The organism is Leptolyngbya sp. BC1307 (assembly GCF_002286735.1).
Taxonomy (GTDB): domain Bacteria; phylum Cyanobacteriota; class Cyanobacteriia; order Phormidesmidales; family Phormidesmidaceae; genus Phormidesmis.
The window spans coordinates 1-17,628 of record NZ_NRTA01000024.1; the positions used below are offsets into that span (position 1 = coordinate 1).

Sequence of the window (17,628 nt, forward strand, 5' to 3'; positions counted from 1 at the left end):
CGATTATGGAGATCCTTAAAGTATGAGTTGATCTATCTCAAAGCGTTTGAAGACGGACGACATCTATCACGAGAGGTGACGACTTGGTTTCATTGGTATAACCGGCAAAGACCGCATCAGTCGCTAGACTATCGGACACCTGATGAAATTTATTATGAACGTCGATCTGAAAAGGAGGGGATGTGTAATACTCGTTGAAAGCGTATTGATTACGTAGACCCTTCAGAGCTTAACTGCCCTTTCAAGTTGTCCAGTCTCTGGGGTCCACTTCAGATGTTTACGATTCCGAATCAGTCATCGGTAGCGAAAGCGTATCAGGAATTTAATGAAGATGGCACGATGAAAGAATCGGCTTATCGCGATACTCCTTCGGAGTGGCCTCGCCATCGCGTCATTGACGTAATGGAAGAACTTTATCGCTTCACTTTACTTCTACGGGAAAACGTAGACGAACTAACAGATCGCTACAGCGAACGCAAGGCAGAAACGGCTAAACAGATCCAGGAAACCGTCAAACAAGCGTTGAACCTTTGAAGAACGCAAGCAGCCCTGATTTCATTTTGATTTCACATTCGCAAAAGAGAATGTAGATGTAGAAATCTTGCGATGGGGCAGTTTATGAAACGCAGACATTTTCTCTCCATAAGCGCAGCAGGTGCCGGTTCGGTTTTCCTAGCTCAGTGCAGCCGCGTATCTACGTCTTCGACCAATGAAGCTCAAAAGGTTGCTCAGTCCTTTAGCCAAAAGTCTCTGCCCGCCGTCTATACCAGTACCGATGGCCTACTAGACCTGGATTTGGAAGCGAGCTATAAAACCATCAACTTGAACGGCAAACCAGCCACACTCATGGCTTACAACGGGCAGGTGCCAGGGCCACGGCTAGAAGCCAGACCAGGAGATACCGTTCGGATTCGCTTTACCAACAACTTGCCAGACCCGACCAATATCCACTATCACGGGCTGAATATTTCGCACAGCGGCAATGCCGACAACGTCTTTTTGAGCGTTCAGCCAGGTGAAACTTTCACCTACGAATTCAGCCTGCCTGAAGACCATCCGGCGGGAACTTTCTGGTATCACCCGCACCGTCATGGCTTTGTCGCCAATCAGGTCTTTGCCGGACTCAGCGGTTTTTTTGTGGTGCGCAGCGACCTGGATGAAATTCCCGAGGTAAAAGCCGCCTCAGAAGCATTTCTCGCCCTAAAAGATTTTCAGCTAGACGATGAAGGCAATATCGCCTCGCCCGACCGGATGGCGGTGATGATGGGCCGGGAAGGGGCGCTCGTGACGGCCAGCGGACAGGTCAACCCCAGTCTCTCAATTCCAGCGAACGGACTGCTGCGCTTGCGTCTGCTCAACGCCTCCATCTCGCGGTTTTACCGATTGCAGGTAGAGCAGCATTCGATGCAGCTGATCGCGACCGATGGCGGAGCGCTATCGGCACCAGTGGAGGTGAAAGAGCTATTGCTGGTGCCTGGAGAGCGGGCAGAAGTTTTGATTCGCGGCGATGGCGAAGCCTCTCCGCAGGAGAATCGCACCCCAGGCTCATACCGCCTACTAAACCTACCCTACGACCGGGGCGGCATGGGCATGATGGGCGGCAACTCAATGGGCGGCATGCAAATGGGCGAAGGCCATTCGATGGGCGGCATGGATATGAACTCATCTGATCCGGCAACGAGCGGAGAAACCCTGCCCTTAGCCACCTTTACTTATAGCGATTCTCCGCAGAATGAAATAGCCGTGCTCCCAGCTCAACTCATCCCGATAGAGCCGCTGCCTGCGGCCCAAAACACGCGGCGCATAGAACTCTCCATGCGAATGTTATTTATGAGAGGCATGGCGTTTACCCTCAATGACAAAACCTACAGCGAAGACCGCACAGACATTCAGGTACCGCTCAACACGGTAGAAGAATGGGAAATTGCTAACGTCGATGCCGACATGATGGATCACCCCTTTCATCTGCACGCCGCTCCTTTTCAAGTAATCAGCCGCAACGGTCAGCCCGAGCCCTACCCTGCCTGGAAAGACACCGTCTTAGTCCGGGGCGGCGAAACTCTGCGGATTCGCATTCATTTTAAGGACTTTCCGGGTAAAAGCGTTTATCACTGCCACATTCTCGACCATGAGGAGCTAGGCATGATGAGCGTGATCGACGTACAGGCATAGCCTCGACCCGCCTTAAACCAAATCTCTCTACCCCCCTTTACCCTCGACCGAACTAGAGAGTTTATACTGATAGCAACAACGGGTTAGGCAGTCCTAAGCCTCCGCCCGCCCGAGCAAATTCAGACACAGCAAACTCAACAGTCATCAAGCTTATGAAACTCCAACTCAACGTCCCTAGCATGGCCTGCGGCTCCTGCGCCAAAACCATCACCAACGCCGTGAAATCAGTCGACCAAACCGCCAAAGTCGAAGCTGACCCCAAGACCAAGCAGGTCGTAGTCGAAACAGAATCTTCTGAAACCGCCATCCGAGAAGCCATTAAAGGCACAGGCTACGCTGTCTCTTAATCTCCTCTGCTCTCCCTCCCCCTCCGCCCCCACGAGCAACTACCATGACCACGACCACCTTAAAGCTCAAAGGCATGAGCTGCGCCTCCTGTGCCAACAGCATCGAAACAGCCATCCAACAGGTGCCGGGAGTCAGCAGCGCGCAGGTCAACTTCGCCGCCGAACAGGCCAGCGTTGAATACGACGAGCACAATACCAACTTAGAAAAGATTCAGACCGCTGTCGCCGACGCAGGCTATGAAGCCAGCGAAAAAGAAGACCTGAGCATCGGTGAAGAAGATGCCCAGGAACAGAAAGAACGCAAGACTCAGCAAAAAGCACTGCTGACCAAAACCATCGTCAGCGGTGTAGTCGGCATAGTTCTGATTCTGGGCACTTTGCCGATGATGCTGGGCGTCGATATTCCTGGCTGGCCAATGTTTTTACACAACCCGTGGCTTCAGCTTGTTCTAGCCACGCCGGTTCTGTTCTGGTGCGGGCAATCTTTTTACGTCGGCGCTTGGAAAGCCTTTACCCACCGCGCTGCAAATATGAATACGCTAGTCGCGCTAGGGACGGGAGCGGCTTATCTCTATTCTATTTTCGTGACTCTGTTTCCTGGCTTCTTGATCGCGCAGGGCCTTGCCCCGGAGGTGTACTATGAAGTCGCTGTCGTGATTATCGCGATGCTACTATTAGGCCGCTATCTGGAGAATCGAGCTAGAGGACAAACTTCAGACGCGATTCGTCAGCTCATGGGGTTGCAGGCGAATACGGCGCGGGTGGTGCGTCAGGGCGAAGAGATTGACTTGCCCTTGGAAGAAGTGGTTGTCGGCGATGTGATCATCGTTCGCCCGGGTGAGAAGATCCCGGTAGACGGTGAGGTTGTAGAAGGGTCTTCTACCGTCGATGAGTCGATGGTGACGGGCGAACCTGTGCCGGTGAAAAAAGGGCAGGGCGCAGAAGTGATCGGGGCAACCATCAATAAGACGGGTAGCTTCCGGTTCAAAGCGTCGCGCGTGGGTAAAGATACCGTGCTCGCGCAAATTGTGCAGCTTGTGCAAGATGCTCAGGGTTCGAAAGCGCCTATTCAAAAGCTTGCCGATCAGGTGACTGGGTGGTTTGTACCGGTGGTGATTGCGATCGCGCTCATCACCTTCATCCTCTGGTTCAACATCATGGGCAATACGACATTAGCCCTCCTCACTACAGTCGGCGTGCTGATCATCGCCTGCCCTTGCGCCCTGGGCCTGGCTACCCCCACCTCGATTATGGTCGGCACCGGCAAAGGCGCTGAAAACGGTATTTTGATCAAAGACGCCGAAAGCTTAGAGCGGGCCCACAGGCTACAGGCTGTTGTTGTCGATAAAACCGGTACGCTGACTGAAGGCAAGCCAACAGTCACAGACTATCTGACCGTGCGAGGCACCGCCAACAGCAACGAAATTAAGCTGTTGCAAATGGCGGCAGCGGTCGAGCGCAATTCTGAACATCCCCTGGCTGAAGCGGTTGTCAACTATGCCGGGTCTCAGGGCATTGAGCAGAAAAAGCTGACCGGCGTGCAGGACTTTGACGCGGTGACCGGCAGAGGCGTTCAAGGAACCATCAACGGCCATTTGGTGCAAATCGGCACCGAGCGCTGGATGCAAAGCTTAAGTATTGACACTAGCTCACTTCAGTCCCAGCGACAGGCTTGGGAAGCAGCCGCCAAAACCACCGCCTGGATTGCCGTAGATGGCGAAGCGGAAGGGCTGATGGGAATTTCTGACGCGCTGAAGAAAACCTCCGCTCAGGCAGTGAGTGCCCTGCAAAAAATGGGCCTGGAAGTGGTGATGCTCACTGGCGATAACCAGCAGACAGCGGAAGCGATCGCCCAGGAAGTCGGCATCCGCCGCGTCTTTGCAGAAGTGCGCCCCGACCAAAAAGCCGATCAGATCAAGCAGCTTCAGTCCGAGGGTAAGCAGGTGGCGATGGTCGGCGACGGCATTAACGACGCGCCTGCCCTAGCTCAGGCCGATGTCGGGATTTCGATTGGGACGGGGACGGATGTAGCGATCGCAGCTAGTGACATCACCCTGATCTCCGGCGACCTGCAAGGCATCGTCACCGCCATTCAGCTCAGCAAAGCCACCATTGCCAACATTCGCCAGAATCTGTTCTTTGCCTTCATTTACAACGTAGCGGGCATTCCGATTGCGGCAGGTATTCTCTACCCCATCTTCGGCTGGCTGCTGAACCCGATTATCGCCGGGGCCGCGATGGCCTTCAGCTCAGTTTCAGTGGTTACTAACGCGCTTCGTCTAAGAAACTTTCAACCCAAAGGTGTTCGCTAAAGCACCCCCGAACCCATGAAACTCACATCCTTAAAAAACAAATGGCTGCTCAGCGGTCTGCTCAGCACCAGCCTGTTACTGGGAGGTGCCCATACCGCCCAGGCTCAGATTTCTCAGTCCGACACCGGTGAATTTCGCCGAATCAACCAGTCGCTTGGTCTGAAGGTCGGCGTTACGGCTGTTGGCCTTGGACTCATCGGGTTAGAGCTGTGGTGGTTTCTCTTCAGCAAAACTAAAGCTCAGAGCGCACAAGCCTCTGACGGCGTTCAGTCAATAGACATCACCGTAGACGGCGGCTACTCCCCCGACCAGATTGTGGTGCAGGCCGGTCAGCCAGTGAAGCTAAACTTCTTGCGCAAAGACCCCAGTAGCTGCTTGGAGCAAATCATTCTCCCCGACTTCAACAAAGCGATAGACCTGCCGCTAAATCAGGAGGCGACGGTAGAAGTTTTGCCCGAGAAAGCAGGCAACTATACCTTTCACTGCGGCATGAACATGTTTCGCGGCACCCTCATCGCGCAGTAAGGCTGGCCTGTCTTTTGAGCAAAAGAGGAGCAACCGCATTAGGGCTCCTAACGCTTGTGGTCACCGGATCAATCAGGGGGATGATCTCTCCTGGCCGCAAACATAAGAAAATCGACTGCCGGGATGACGCAATGGCTACAGCGCAGCCAAGACAGCATTTATAACGCTTAATCCCTTGAGAGAATAGTGAATTTTCCGGAATTTAGCCGCATCAAAGTATGCACTAACTGCAGCCGTTGTGTCACCCCAGCAGGTAGTTGCCATCCGATACTTCCTAATAAACCGAGGGAATTCTCGGGGTAATAACAATTCGAAAGATGGCCCTTATATTATGTCTACCTTTCCAGACGCTGATCAGTCCTCTAATACACTTCAGCAAGCGGCGTACCAGCTAGCCTCATGTACTGATCAAATCTTCCTACAAATTAAGCAGGAGGAGGCGTTAACTAGAATTATTGACCGCATCAGGACATCAATGCGGCTAGACGCTCTCTTTAAAACGACGGCAACAGAAATTCGAGAGTTGCTGAATGCGGACCGCGTGGGCGTCTTTCGATTTACACCAGGCAGTGGATGGGATGAAGGCGAGTTTGTAGCAGAAGATGTGATCGACAGCTTTCCTTTGGCAATGGCTGAGAAAGTTTATGACCACTGCTTTGGGTCGCAGTTTGCCACCTACTACACCCAAGGTCGGGTACAGGCTGTTGCCGATATCCGAGATGCCGGTCTCAGCGATTGCCATATTCGGGTACTCGAACAGTTCAAAATTCGGGCCAACTTGATTGTCCCGGTACTCAAGGGCAATGAACTATGGGGATTATTGTGCATTCATCAGTGTGCTCATCCTCGACGCTGGCAGTTGGGAGAAATTGAGTTTGTCAAAAAAATAGCAGGTCATTTTGCGATCGCCCTTCAGCAGGCAGAATACGTAGAGCAACTACAAGACAAAGTCGCTCAGCTAGATCGAGCAAAAGCACAGGAAACCGCCCTGTTTAAGATTACTAATCGGATACGGCGTGCCTTGGGCTGGGAGACTATTTGCGAAACGGCGTCTGAAGAAGTGCGTCATTTACTCGGGGCGGATCGCGTTGCTATTTATCGCTTCAATTCAGACTGGAGTGGGGACTTTGTGAGCGAATCGGTGGCCGATGAATGGAAGCCCCTCGTCGGCGTTTCTGCCACGATTGCCGATACGCACCTGATGGAAACCCAGGGTGGGCGCTATGCCAACAATGAAACCTTTGCCGTCACCGATATTTACGCAGATGGCCATACCGACTGCCATTTGGCTCTGCTAGAAGAATTTCAGGCGAGAGCTTATTTGATTACCCCCATTTTTCGAGGCGATTGTCTTTGGGGTCTATTAGCCGCTTTTCAAAACGCTGCCCCCCGCCACTGGCGCGAAGATGAGATCAATTTACTCGTGCAGATCGGCGAACAACTCGGGATTGCCCTACAACAAGCCGAATCAGTGCGAAAAATACAAGCGCAGTCTATAGAGCTAGCGCAGACTCTTAAAGACTTGAAGCAGTCCCAAATGCAGCAAATTCAGAACGAGAAAATGGCCAGCTTGGGCCAGCTCGTTGCGGGCGTCGCCCACGAAATCAACAACCCTGTCAACTTTATTCATGGCAACATACGCCATATAGATCAATATGTTAAGGCTCTACTGGCACTCATCGACTTCCATCAGAAACAGGCTGCTGAATCGACTAAAGATAGCAACACATACAAGGAGAAAATAGAGGAGCTTGACTTCGATTTTATCCTAGAAGATTTACCCAAAATGTTGACCTCGATGAAAATGGGTGCCGAGCGCATCCGCGATATTGTTCTCTCGCTTCGTAATTTCTCGCGACTAGACGAAGCTGACTTTAAAGCGGTTGATATTCATGAAGGCATTGACAGCACCTTATTGATTCTTGGTAGCAGAATAAAGGATTGTGGTGGTCAGCGTGTCGTGGAAATCATCAAGGAATATAACGATATCCCACCTGTAGAATGTTATCCAGCCCAACTCAATCAGGTGTTTATGAACCTCGTGAGCAATGCTCTAGATGCTATTGAAGAAGCCATAAAAGCGGAGACGCCAACCAACGAAACATCCACAGATTGCCAAAAGCATAAGATTTGGATCAGTACACAGGTAACCGGGCAAGAACAGGTGGAAATTCGGATTCGAGACAGCGGCATAGGTTTGAAGGAGACCATTGCCCCTCAAGTCTTCGACCATTTCTTCACCACTAAGCCGGTTGGCAAGGGAACCGGCTTAGGCTTGTCTATTTCCAGGAATATCATCACGGAAAAACATTTTGGTACGCTTGGTGTAAAGGCCGTGCCTGGGCAAGGCGCAGAGTTTATTGTCTGTTTGCCCATCAAACTAAAAAGTAGCCTTGCGGCAAAGCATTGAGTTCTGCTCACGACGCAACTATTCTATACATTCGAAACGCTGCTACTTATGGGGTGGATCAAACCAGGATTACGCTTTCGGTGCAATTAGGAAGTTCAGTAACGCGATTCTCTGGACGAGAGGCTCTACCAACGCATAGCTGAATGGTTGTGGTCATCTCCCCTGCGATCGCTCCGTATGGGACCTATGAAGTTATCCATAACGACGCAGGCTCCCGCCCATAACGTCGGTGCGATCAGTCGCACCGACGATGCTATAGATTGCTGAGAGCGATCGCCATTTAGTGTTATCCTAGATAGCCGGGATGTAGCGCAGCTTGGTAGCGCGCCTGCTTTGGGAGCAGGATGTCGCAGGTTCGAATCCTGTCATCCCGATTTTTACTAGAATGATTGAGTCTCAAACATTTAAGCTTTGAATGCTAAAGCTCAGCGCGAGGCCGATTTCTACTTGATCATTGATAAATCTTACCAAACAGATCAGTTTATTAATTGTCCACCCGGGCTTGAGTGATGTGGAACAGCTCGCCCATGATAGATGAGCAATTTTTGCCGAATCGGGAGAATCTATGAAGCCTTTTATTCGCCGCGTCTGTAGTCAAACCCTGGCCTTAGGGATTATCGGCACCACTCTTTTAGGAACGGGGCTGGCGGCACGCCCTGCCTTTGCACTCACGCCAGAGCAGGTAGCTGAGAAGCTCTCTAGCGTGCCGGTTTTTATCTTAGGTAATGACAGTGGCCTGATTCTCATCTCCAGCTCTCAAGAAGGTCAGCCTGAGCAGCCCAGTCTCTACGTCTTTATGACCGAGCAGGACGCTGAAACCTTTTTGGCACGGGCTAACGAATCTAATCCCGAATTCGCGCCCGATGCGCAAGTAGGGGTCACCAGCCTCCAGCGGCTCTACCAGGAGACCCAGTCCAGCGAGCAGCCGCTACAGCTGGTCTACGTGCCTGAGGAAGCTGAGGCTAGCCAGGCTGCTGAAGTCAATACCAGCTACAGAGGCGGTGTGCCGCTGTTTTTTGCCCGGTTTGAAGATGGTTCGCTCGCTCCGGTACAGCAGAATAACGGTGAGACTATCTTCCCGATGTTTTTCTCACGCGCAGATTTAGAGGCGCTGCTGAATGAACTAGGGGAGCGCAATCCTGAAGCTCGCGCGGCTATTAGCGTAGGAGTGTTGCCATTAGAGGCGATGCTGATAGAAATGCGCAATAGCGACGATGAAACGCTCAATCAGATTCGCCTGCTGCCCGACTCTGAGACGATCAGCGACATTCAGCAGAATGCCGCGCCGAGACCAGGTAACTAATAACCGGCGACTGGCAAAATCGCGCTGATTACGGCTGTCTTTCGCTCACCAGTAAGAAATCTTCTAGCAAGAAATCATACAGCTGGTGAGCGAGAGCTAGCTTGCTGCCATGCACTACCTGCCGCTGCCTGCCGTCAGCAGACAAAATGACGGCTTCATTATTCGAGCTGCCAAAGCCGCTGCCTGGTTTATCAATTGGGTTAGCGACAATGGCATCTAGCTGTTTACGCTTGAGTTTGTCGAGCGCTGGCGCGACAATTTCACCGGTCTGGGCGGCAAAGCCAACAATGCACTGGCCCGGCGCTCTGCGAGCTGTGAGCTGAGCAACGATATCGGGAACGGTGTCCAATGGTAGCTGGCTGGGCAGGTCCTTTTTGGGGAGCTTGTGCGGGGCCGTATCGACTGGGCGAACGTCAGCAACGGCAGCGGCCATGATTACCCAGTCGGCCTCGGCCAGGCAGGTGAGCATGGCTTGTTCCATTTCGGCAGCGGTGGTGGTGGCGATCGCCCGCCCGCCCACCGGCAAAGTCGCTTCTAGTTCTAAAGCAAGCGGGCCGTGAACGACGGTCACCTGCGCCCCTCGATGCTGTGCCGCTGCTGCCAGGGCCAGCCCCATCCGCCCAGTAGCCGGGTTGCCGATAAATCTTACGGGGTCTAAATATTCTCGGGTGCTGCCCGCGCTGATTAAAATATGCTTCCCTGCCAGATCTCGCCGTCCGCTGGTATGCAGCAGCGAAGTGATATGAGCCACGACGGTCACTGGTTCAGCCAGGCGACCGGGGCCAACGCGATCACACGCTAGCCGACCTGCCCCCGGCCCGACAGCATGGTAGCGAGCATCCTGTAGCAGCATCTGCCAGTTGCGCTGTACGGTAGCCTGCTGCCACATATCAGTATTCATCGCCGGGGCTAGCAGCACGGGGCAGACAGAGGCCAGCACAGTATTAGTCAGTAAATTATCCGCCAGGCCGTGAGCCAGCTTACCTAACGTGTTGGCCGTCAGCGGTGCAATTATGAACACATCGGCCCATTCGCCCAGCGCAATGTGTAGCGGTTTATAGACCGAATGATCTGAATGATCTGAGCGCGCTGACCAGAAGTCGGCATCGGTGTAGACCGGATGACGCGATAGGGCTGCAAACGTCACTGCTGACACAAAGTGCTGTGCCTGATCGGTCATCAGCACCCGTACCGCGACCCCCGATTTTGCCAGGGTCGAGACCACTTCACAGACCTTATAGGCCGCGACCCCGCCGGTTATGCCGATCAGTACACGCATGCAGCGACTGGTACTAAGACTCGTCGTACGCTTCTAAATCGAGCAGATGCATGTAAGGTTCGACTAGCTCAGAACGTTGAAAGGCCACCGCCCTTAGCCGGTGCCAATCTTGCAAACCTGCGAAAGCGGTATTATACTCGTCCTGCTCCAGACGCTGGGCCAGCTGAGCCACGTCATCTGGCGTCATCTGGGCGATTTCCTGAGCGGAAATATGTGTTGAAGCTTGGTTAGCGGTCGATCCGGCACTCGGCCTGGACTGACGATATTCTGCTGATTGCTGCATTGCCCATCCCCTATCTTGCAGTGACAGATTCAAACTTGAGTGGAACCCGAGAGCTAAGACTATTCGCTTACTCACAAACCGCTGTCGATTTGTGCTTACAACAGACTAGCCTAGCTTAGCTATTTTTAGTGTAGGCGCTATAGAAATAACTGCTACCAATCATTGTCTAAACGTTAAAGAGTTCAATCAATACTTGGGTTGTGCCTACCCTCAGCCTTAAAAACAGCTGTTTCAGCTTACTATTCTGGCTGATTGACTCACTTTCAGGCAAAACTGACCGGCAATTTTGAGCGCTTCTAAAGTGACTTCGTGTCCCATGTCAAACTCTTGATAGGTAACAGTTAGTCCCTGCTGCTCTAGCTGCGCTTTGGTGTCGTGGGCTTTGGCTAGGGGCACGACTGGATCTTGCCTGCCGTGTAGCAGCAGCACGGGGCGCGGCGTGATGCATTTGGCAATGGGCGCATGGCTGTAGCTGCTCAAGATCATCATAGCGGCTAGGGGAAGCTGAGGCCCTACATCGAGCGTCATCGCACCGCCCTGAGAAAAACCGCCCATAATGGTTTTCTCCAGCGGAATGCCGGTTTTCTCGGGCAGTGATTCCATCCAAGCTGTGAGCTGCCGACGGCTCGATTGCAGATCGGCCTGGGCCGAAAAGTCGTGCGGCATTTGAAAGTTGTAGTTGGGCGGAAAGCTATACCAGGCAAGTCCTCCTGGCACCATCGGATGGGCAAAGGGAGCGTTGGGCAAGCGGGCTGCGATGGGGGCGCTGACCATGCCGATACCTTCGATTAGTCCGGCAACGTCTTGAGCGTTGGCTCCCCAGCCGTGAAGCAGCACCAGCAGACAATCGCTGTGAGCAGCTGTCGTAGCCTTGGGGGTGAGAGCGATCGCACGCAAAGCCAAAGGAGACCTCCTTGCAAAAAAATCAACTTGTTCATCATAGAAGAGAATAGATCTTCCCTAATCTTGGCTATTGCCTGTAATGTTTTAAACCTGTCCTTTCCTTGCTTGTCTGCCCATGTCCCGCCTTGCCCTGCTGAGTGTTTCAGATAAGACTGGTCTAGTTGAGCTGGCGCGATCGCTGACCCAAGACCTCAACTTTGAAATTGTCAGCTCAGGCGGCACGGCCAAAGCCATCAGCGCCGCTGGGATCGCCGTTACTAAGGTCTCTGACTACACGGGATCACCTGAAATTCTAGGCGGGCGGGTAAAAACGCTGCATCCCAAAGTCCACGGCGGCATTTTAGCCAGGCCCGACCAGACAGACGATGCGCAAGACCTAGCAGACAATGACATTCGCCCCTTCGATCTGGTCGTGGTCAATCTATACCCGTTTGAGCAGACCATTGCCAAACCTGACGTGAGCTTAGCGGGCGCGGTAGAAAATATAGACATCGGTGGCCCGACCATGATTCGCGCCGCTGCCAAGAACTACGCTTATCTGACTGTGCTGTGTAATCCCAATCAGTATGAGGATTACCTGGTCGTCGCCAAGGCTAACCAGGGCAACCCGCCGCTGGCGTTTCGAGCGTCGTGCGCGCAGCAGGCATTTTGGCATACGGCTAACTATGACTGCGCGATCGCCCAATATCTGACCCAGGTACAAACGCTCGCCAACCAGCCCGATGTAGCAGCACTCCCGGCCCACTACGCCATCAGCGGGCAGCTCAAGCAAACTTTGCGCTATGGCGAAAACCCGCATCAGGCCGCAGGCTGGTATCAGCATGGTGCAGTTGCCAGCGGTTGGGCAGCCGCTCAGCAGCTCCAGGGCAAAGCACTCAGCTATAACAATCTGATCGATTTAGAAGCAGCCCGCCGGATCATGGCCGAATTTCCTAGCTCAGAGCAGCCTGCCGCCGCTGTCCTCAAGCATACTAATCCCTGCGGTGTGTCCCTCAGCGATGCGCTCTCTACCGCCTATCAGCAAGCGTTCAATGCTGACTCGACCTCTGCTTTTGGCGGCATTGTGGCGCTTAACCAGCCAATTGACGAAGCAACGGCTGACGCGCTGACTGGCACTTTCCTGGAGTGTGTCGTGGCTCCTGGCTGTGACCCGGCAGCCAAAGAAATTCTCAGTCAAAAGAAAAATTTGCGGGTGCTGGTACTGCCCGATCTGGTGGCAGGGCCGAGTCAGAGTGTGCGGGCGATCGCCGGTGGATTCCTCAGCCAAGCGACAGACGATTTGCGCCCCGACCCCAGCCAGTGGACATTTGTCACCCAGCTAAAACCTAATGAAGCCGAACTCGCTGAAATGCTATTCGCTTGGCGAGTGGTGAAGCATGTGAAATCTAACGCGATCTTACTAACGGGCAATAGAACTACGCTAGGCGTTGGCGCAGGTCAGATGAACCGAGTGGGTGCTGTGAAAATTGCCTTGGAGCAAGCAGGCGAGCAAGCCCAGGGCGCAACCTTGGCTAGCGATGGGTTCTTCCCATTTGACGATTCGGTTCGCACTGCCGCTGCTGCTGGCGTTAAAGCTATCGTGCAGCCAGGCGGCAGTATTCGCGACCAAGACTCGATTGCCGCCGCTGATGAACTCGGGCTAATGATGGCCTTTACCGGCACTCGTCACTTTTTGCACTGAGCCCATCTATAGCGTTACCCGGATGCATTCGGGCAACGCGAGTCACTTGGCCTGTTGTTATGCAAAGGTTTTGCCTGCGTTGCTGTATTCAAGCCAAGTGACCAACGCTATAGCTCGCCAACTATAGGTCAATTGCGGGTCAGCCACTTTTGCCCATTTAGCCGCTGCAAGGTGTACAGCACCATCAGATCTAAGGTAATTCGGCGCTCGTCGCCCATAAACTGCTCAATCGTGCTGGGCACTGCGCCATTAGAGGCTAGTGTAAAAACCTTTTGGCCGCTGATATCCTCGTCAATGAAAGCGATATTAAACTGGCGCTGGCCTTCTTCTGGTTCTTGCCACTCGCCCTGCACCTGCCAGTAGGGGTCGCTGTCGGTCTGCCCAACGGCCACTAGCTTGCGCTTGGCAAATTCTAAGCTGAGATCGTCAATACCTTCTTTCGCCAAAGCTTCCTTGAGACTGGGCAGGTAGTGCTGCTCCATAAACTCGTCAAAGGGCTTGTCTTCTAGCTTGGGCGGCTTTTCTTTTTTGGCCTTAGCAGCGGGTTTTTCGCCGGATTTGTCGGCAGATTTCGCGGCCTTATTATCAGACCCTTTATCGGCCTTAGCGTCGGCTTTTGCCCCTTCTGACTTAGCTTCGGACTTCGCTGCCTGATCGGTTTCCTGAGCGTTCTTGTTTGACGGGTTTTCTTCTGCCATATCTAGCTAAATGTCCTCTAAACGCCTGAGCAAGCTGCAAGCGCAGCAAATCTATAGCGTTGATACTGGCTACAGGTCTGCCGCGCCCTAATTATAGAAGCTATGCGGTTTAATTTTCCATTTAACCTATGGCTGACCTACGCGGGCTGCAAGACTGCGTTTTTTCGGTACCACTCAATCGTACTTTTCAGTCCCTGACGGAAATCAGTTTGCGCTTCAAAACCAAACGCCTGTTTAGCACGCTCCGTATCCAGACAGCGCCGGGGCTGGCCATTGGGCTTGTCAGTCTGCCAGATCAGCTCACCTTCAAAGCCCATCAGCTCACAGATCAGCTCGACCAGGTCGCGAATAGAAATTTCAGAACCCGTACCCAGATTGACCGGGGCGGCATCCGAATAGTGTTGAGTGGCCATGACGATGCCTTGAGCCGCATCGGTGGAGTAGAGAAATTCGCGAGTTGGGCTACCGTCGCCCCATACCGGCAGAGTTTTGTCGCCATTGGTCTGCGCTTCATGCACTTTGTGAATCAAAGCCGGAATCACATGCGAGCTGCGCGGGTCAAAGTTGTCTTCGGGGCCGTACAGGTTAACCGGTAGCAGGTAGATGCCGTCAAATCCGTACTGCTGACGATAGGCTTCTAGCTGTACCAGCAGCGCTTTTTTGGCAATGCCATAGGGAGCATTGGTCTCTTCGGGATAGCCCGCCCAGAGGTCGTCTTCTTTAAAGGGGACGGGGGTGAACTTAGGGTAGGCGCAGATGGTGCCGACGCAGACAAATTTTTCGGCTCCGGCCTGATAAGCTGCGTGAATCAGCTGGGTGCCCATCATCAGATTGTCGTAAAACAGCTCAGCGGGCTTTTCTCGGTTGAGGCCAATGCCGCCGACGTGAGCTGCCAAATGGACGATCACGTCTTGACCTTGCACAGCTCTCTGGCAGGCTTCCATCTGGGTGAGGTCGTATTGGCGCGATCGCGGCACAAAAATATTGTCAGGATCAGCACCTGCCTTTTGGAGCTGCGCTACTACCTGCTTACCTAAGAAACCCGCGCCGCCGGTTACCAGAATTTTCTTATTCGCTAATTCCATAGTCTTTCATCTTGCTTTGAATACGCACTTATAGACATCTTTACGAAATAGATACCCCTATCATTCGCACTCATTCAAACCTGAGAGCTGAAATTTATTAGTTCTCTACGCATACAAATGTGAGCCAACACCATCCGCAAGACGTTGGCTCGCAGTCTACATTTCACATGCTCTTGATATTCAGATACAGAACGCTCAAATATAGGGCGCTTAGGACATCGAACCGATCATTTCGCGGCGGATGGTCGCCATATCTAGATTGCTACCGGACTCGGAGGCGCTGATTGCCTTTTGCCCGATCGCTTCTAGATCAGAATCGACCATTAACTTCACTAAGCCTTCAAATGTGATTTCAGGTTCCCAGCCCAGAACCTTCTTTGCTTTGGTCGGGTCGCCAATCAGCAGGTCTACTTCTGCCGGGCGCAGATAGCGCTCATCAAAAGCGACATAGTCTTGCCAGTTGAGGTTGGCATAGTTGAAAGCCACTTCCAAAAATTCGCGGATAGAGTGAGTTTCACCGGTCGCTACGACAAAATCGTCGGGCTTCTCCTGCTGCAGCATCAGCCACATTGCTTTGACATAGTCTTTGGCGTAGCCCCAGTCGCGCTTAGAATCGAGGTTGCCCAAGTAAAGCTGCTTTTGCTGACCGGCGACGATGCGAGCGATCGCCCGCGTGATCTTCCGCGTGACAAAGGTTTCGCCCCGACGCGGTGATTCGTGGTTAAACAAAATGCCGTTGGTGGCAAACATGTCGTAAGACTCACGGTAGTTAATCGTTTGCCAGTGCGCGTACACCTTGGCGCAGGAGTAGGGGCTGCGCGGATAAAAAGGCGTCTCTTCTGACTGAGGGACGTGCTGCACTTTACCAAACATCTCTGATGAGCCTGCCTGATAAAAGCGAACTTCGTCACCCGTGCGCTGCTGATAGTCACGAATGGCTTCTAGCAGACGTAGTGCGCCCATAGCGACCGTATCTACGGTGTACTCTGGTGAATCAAAGCTGACCCGCACATGTGACTGAGCGCCCAGGTTATAGACTTCGGCGGGTTTTACCTGCTCTAGAATGCGGCGCAGCATAGTGCCGTCGTTGAGGTCGCCGTAGTGCAGAAAAAGCTTGGCACCTTCTTTGTGAGGGTCTACATAGATGTGATCAATGCGGTCAGTATTGAAGGTAGAAGTTCGGCGGATGACGCCATGAACTTCGTAGCCTTTGTCGAGCAATAGCTCCGCTAGATATGAACCATCTTGCCCTGTGATTCCGGTGATAAGTGCCCGCTTCGGTTGCGTCATTATTCTCAGCGTCCTTGAAGTGTGTAGTGTGTAGATGTAGCTCTGGCAGTAGGGCTACTCAGCAAGCTTTAGTATAGGGTGCCCAAAAACAGCAACTGGCCGAAAAACCTCCGATAGCTATCTTTGGGTCTAGCTACTCAGATGAGCTAGATAAAGCTTTGTGTAGAAACGGTAGAAGAAAGCTAACGGTATGTTTGTACGCCGCGCTTCATTCAAGAGTACATAACCTTAGGCGGATAATCCGGTCAGGCACATCAAGAGTCTGTGATGTGTGTGCAAAATGTCTATGGAGTGTTCAGGTAAAATCGCTAGAGCATTAAGGGAAAAGCCGCGCTGCTAGACCCTGCGATCGCGCTCAATATCATAAATAGCTTTCTCCCAGCACCACTGCTCTGTGCGGCCCGGATTGTGTACCTGCACGTCTTTTACTAGCCGCTGAGCCACGGCAGCATTGCCCCCCACTAATCTCATGAGCTGTTTACGGGTAGACCGCGATACGCCCCGGTCGCGCTGAATGCTGCGGCTACGGCTCGGGCGGCGGCCTTGAATGGGCAATCGGCGACCGGTGAGCCAGCTAAATACGGCTAGGATGCTGGCGATCGCCAGCACAATCGGTAGAAAAGACATAAAAACTGAATGTAAAGACGTTTCAGTAATATTAGGAGGAACCGCACTCAAGTCGCTGTTACTGCCGTGCCACTGGTTTAAAACTATGCCCTCACAACCCTCCTCTCTTCAGCAGAGCCGGGCAGACACCATTCTGACCTTTTGGTTTGGCGAACCCTCTGCCCCTAACTATGGTAGCTATCGTCAAGCCTGGTTTAGTAAGCGTGACGATTTTGACGCTCAAATTCGGCAGCATTTTTTAGCTGACTACGAAAAAGCCGCTGCCGGAGACTATGCCAGTTGGCAAGACTCACCGCGCCACGCTCTCGCGCTCCTCCTTTTACTCGACCAGTTTCCGCGCAATCTATTCCGGGGCAGCCCGCGCAGCTTTGCGACCGATGCTCAAGCCCTAGCGGTGGCCCAGCAGCTCGTCGAGACAGGCGCAGACAAAGCGCTGATGCCTGTCTATCGTTTCTTTATCTATGTGCCGTTTGAGCACAGCGAGGTGATGGCCCATCAAGATCGCTGCGTTGAACTGATGAAGGATTTTATTGAAACGACACCCGAACTCGATGACGGGCTAAAGGGCGGGCTCGACTATGCCATTCGCCACCGGGAGGTGATTGAGCGCTTTGGTCGCTTTCCCCATCGCAACGAAATTTTAGGACGCCAGAGTACGCCTGCAGAAATCACCTTCCTTCAGCAGCCCGGATCGCGCTTTTAGCGGCATCCCT

The 17,628-nt window shown here is 53.0% G+C and carries 15 protein-coding genes, 1 tRNA gene and 1 pseudogene; 10 read left to right on the forward strand and 7 right to left on the reverse strand.

What is annotated here, in order from left to right:
- Positions 1–267: 267 nt before the first annotated feature.
- The 8 genes and pseudogenes from CKL79_RS13620 to CKL79_RS13655 form a co-directional block, all read left to right on the forward strand.
- A pseudogene (locus tag CKL79_RS13620) lies at positions 268–534 on the forward strand (arsenical resistance protein ArsH); the annotation flags it as partial.
- 84 nt (positions 535–618) lie between these two features.
- Positions 619–2,172, forward strand: coding sequence for a multicopper oxidase family protein (locus tag CKL79_RS13625; protein WP_240518855.1), 1,554 nt, complete (start codon positions 619–621; stop codon positions 2,170–2,172).
- Between the two features lie 152 nt (positions 2,173–2,324).
- Positions 2,325–2,519: a heavy-metal-associated domain-containing protein gene (locus CKL79_RS13630; RefSeq protein WP_121970129.1), complete on the forward strand. Its 195-nt coding sequence runs from the start codon at positions 2,325–2,327 to the stop codon at positions 2,517–2,519.
- Positions 2,520–2,563: 44 nt separating this feature from the next.
- Complete coding sequence (locus CKL79_RS13635) at positions 2,564–4,831, forward strand: heavy metal translocating P-type ATPase (protein WP_121970130.1); 2,268 nt, start codon at positions 2,564–2,566, stop codon at positions 4,829–4,831.
- A 15-nt stretch (positions 4,832–4,846) separates the two neighbouring features.
- Positions 4,847–5,356: a cupredoxin domain-containing protein gene (locus tag CKL79_RS13640; RefSeq protein ID WP_121970131.1), complete on the forward strand. Its 510-nt coding sequence runs from the start codon at positions 4,847–4,849 to the stop codon at positions 5,354–5,356.
- Positions 5,357–5,594: 238 nt separating this feature from the next.
- Positions 5,595–7,766, forward strand: a complete 2,172-nt coding sequence (locus tag CKL79_RS13645; RefSeq protein ID WP_240518856.1) for a GAF domain-containing protein — start codon at positions 5,595–5,597, stop codon at positions 7,764–7,766.
- A 300-nt stretch (positions 7,767–8,066) separates the two neighbouring features.
- Positions 8,067–8,140: transfer RNA gene (locus tag CKL79_RS13650), tRNA-Pro, on the forward strand.
- Positions 8,141–8,331: 191 nt separating this feature from the next.
- A complete protein-coding gene (locus CKL79_RS13655; RefSeq protein ID WP_121970133.1) occupies positions 8,332–9,069 on the forward strand; it encodes a Tic22 family protein in 738 nt (245 codons plus the stop codon).
- 28 nt (positions 9,070–9,097) lie between these two features.
- Here the strand turns inward: CKL79_RS13655 and coaBC are convergent, their stop codons facing one another.
- The 3 genes from coaBC to CKL79_RS13670 form a co-directional block, all read right to left on the reverse strand.
- Complete coding sequence (coaBC, locus tag CKL79_RS13660; protein ID WP_121970134.1) at positions 9,098–10,348, reverse strand: bifunctional phosphopantothenoylcysteine decarboxylase/phosphopantothenate--cysteine ligase CoaBC; 1,251 nt, start codon at positions 10,346–10,348, stop codon at positions 9,098–9,100.
- Between the two features lie 13 nt (positions 10,349–10,361).
- The gene (locus CKL79_RS24205) at positions 10,362–10,631 is read right to left on the reverse strand and encodes a DUF2555 domain-containing protein (RefSeq protein ID WP_276300269.1); all 270 of its coding nucleotides are present in this window, start codon (positions 10,629–10,631) and stop codon (positions 10,362–10,364) included.
- Positions 10,632–10,862: 231 nt separating this feature from the next.
- Positions 10,863–11,534, reverse strand: coding sequence for an esterase (locus tag CKL79_RS13670; protein WP_240518857.1), 672 nt, complete (start codon positions 11,532–11,534; stop codon positions 10,863–10,865).
- Positions 11,535–11,649: 115 nt separating this feature from the next.
- Here CKL79_RS13670 and purH point away from each other — a divergent pair, with 115 nt between their 5' ends.
- Positions 11,650–13,215 carry a bifunctional phosphoribosylaminoimidazolecarboxamide formyltransferase/IMP cyclohydrolase gene (gene purH, locus CKL79_RS13675; protein ID WP_121970135.1) on the forward strand — a complete coding sequence of 522 codons (1,566 nt, stop codon included), beginning with the start codon at positions 11,650–11,652 and terminating at the stop codon, positions 13,213–13,215.
- Positions 13,216–13,343: 128 nt separating this feature from the next.
- Here the strand turns inward: purH and CKL79_RS13680 are convergent, their stop codons facing one another.
- From CKL79_RS13680 to CKL79_RS13695, 4 genes are all read right to left on the reverse strand, one after another.
- A complete protein-coding gene (locus tag CKL79_RS13680) occupies positions 13,344–13,913 on the reverse strand; it encodes a DUF2996 domain-containing protein (RefSeq protein WP_121970136.1) in 570 nt (189 codons plus the stop codon).
- A gap of 137 nt (positions 13,914–14,050) precedes the next feature.
- The gene (locus tag CKL79_RS13685; RefSeq protein ID WP_121970137.1) at positions 14,051–14,998 is read right to left on the reverse strand and encodes a GDP-L-fucose synthase; all 948 of its coding nucleotides are present in this window, start codon (positions 14,996–14,998) and stop codon (positions 14,051–14,053) included.
- 210 nt (positions 14,999–15,208) lie between these two features.
- Positions 15,209–16,288, reverse strand: a complete 1,080-nt coding sequence (gene gmd / locus CKL79_RS13690) for a GDP-mannose 4,6-dehydratase (RefSeq protein WP_121970138.1) — start codon at positions 16,286–16,288, stop codon at positions 15,209–15,211.
- Positions 16,289–16,624: 336 nt separating this feature from the next.
- Positions 16,625–16,915: a hypothetical protein gene (locus CKL79_RS13695; RefSeq protein WP_121970139.1), complete on the reverse strand. Its 291-nt coding sequence runs from the start codon at positions 16,913–16,915 to the stop codon at positions 16,625–16,627.
- 85 nt (positions 16,916–17,000) lie between these two features.
- Between CKL79_RS13695 and CKL79_RS13700 the strand changes: the two genes are divergently transcribed.
- Positions 17,001–17,618: a DUF924 family protein gene (locus CKL79_RS13700; protein WP_121970140.1), complete on the forward strand. Its 618-nt coding sequence runs from the start codon at positions 17,001–17,003 to the stop codon at positions 17,616–17,618.
- Positions 17,619–17,628 lie beyond the last annotated feature (10 nt).

What these genes read in the sequence shown, in the direction of transcription:
- CKL79_RS13625 (WP_240518855.1), top strand. Translation starts at nt 619, where the DNA reads ATGAAACGCAGACATTTTCTCTCCATAAGCGCAGCAGGTGCCGGTTCG.
- CKL79_RS13630 (WP_121970129.1), top strand. Translation starts at nt 2,325, where the DNA reads ATGAAACTCCAACTCAACGTCCCTAGCATGGCCTGCGGCTCCTGCGCC.
- CKL79_RS13635 (WP_121970130.1), top strand. Translation starts at nt 2,564, where the DNA reads ATGACCACGACCACCTTAAAGCTCAAAGGCATGAGCTGCGCCTCCTGT.
- CKL79_RS13640 (WP_121970131.1), top strand. Translation starts at nt 4,847, where the DNA reads ATGAAACTCACATCCTTAAAAAACAAATGGCTGCTCAGCGGTCTGCTC.
- CKL79_RS13655 (WP_121970133.1), top strand. Translation starts at nt 8,332, where the DNA reads ATGAAGCCTTTTATTCGCCGCGTCTGTAGTCAAACCCTGGCCTTAGGG.
- coaBC (WP_121970134.1), bottom strand. Translation starts at nt 10,348, where the DNA reads ATGCGTGTACTGATCGGCATAACCGGCGGGGTCGCGGCCTATAAGGTC.
- CKL79_RS24205 (WP_276300269.1), bottom strand. Translation starts at nt 10,631, where the DNA reads ATGCAGCAATCAGCAGAATATCGTCAGTCCAGGCCGAGTGCCGGATCG.
- purH (WP_121970135.1), top strand. Translation starts at nt 11,650, where the DNA reads ATGTCCCGCCTTGCCCTGCTGAGTGTTTCAGATAAGACTGGTCTAGTT.
- CKL79_RS13680 (WP_121970136.1), bottom strand. Translation starts at nt 13,913, where the DNA reads ATGGCAGAAGAAAACCCGTCAAACAAGAACGCTCAGGAAACCGATCAG.
- CKL79_RS13685 (WP_121970137.1), bottom strand. Translation starts at nt 14,998, where the DNA reads ATGGAATTAGCGAATAAGAAAATTCTGGTAACCGGCGGCGCGGGTTTC.
- gmd (WP_121970138.1), bottom strand. Translation starts at nt 16,288, where the DNA reads ATGACGCAACCGAAGCGGGCACTTATCACCGGAATCACAGGGCAAGAT.
- CKL79_RS13695 (WP_121970139.1), bottom strand. Translation starts at nt 16,915, where the DNA reads ATGTCTTTTCTACCGATTGTGCTGGCGATCGCCAGCATCCTAGCCGTA.
- CKL79_RS13700 (WP_121970140.1), top strand. Translation starts at nt 17,001, where the DNA reads ATGCCCTCACAACCCTCCTCTCTTCAGCAGAGCCGGGCAGACACCATT.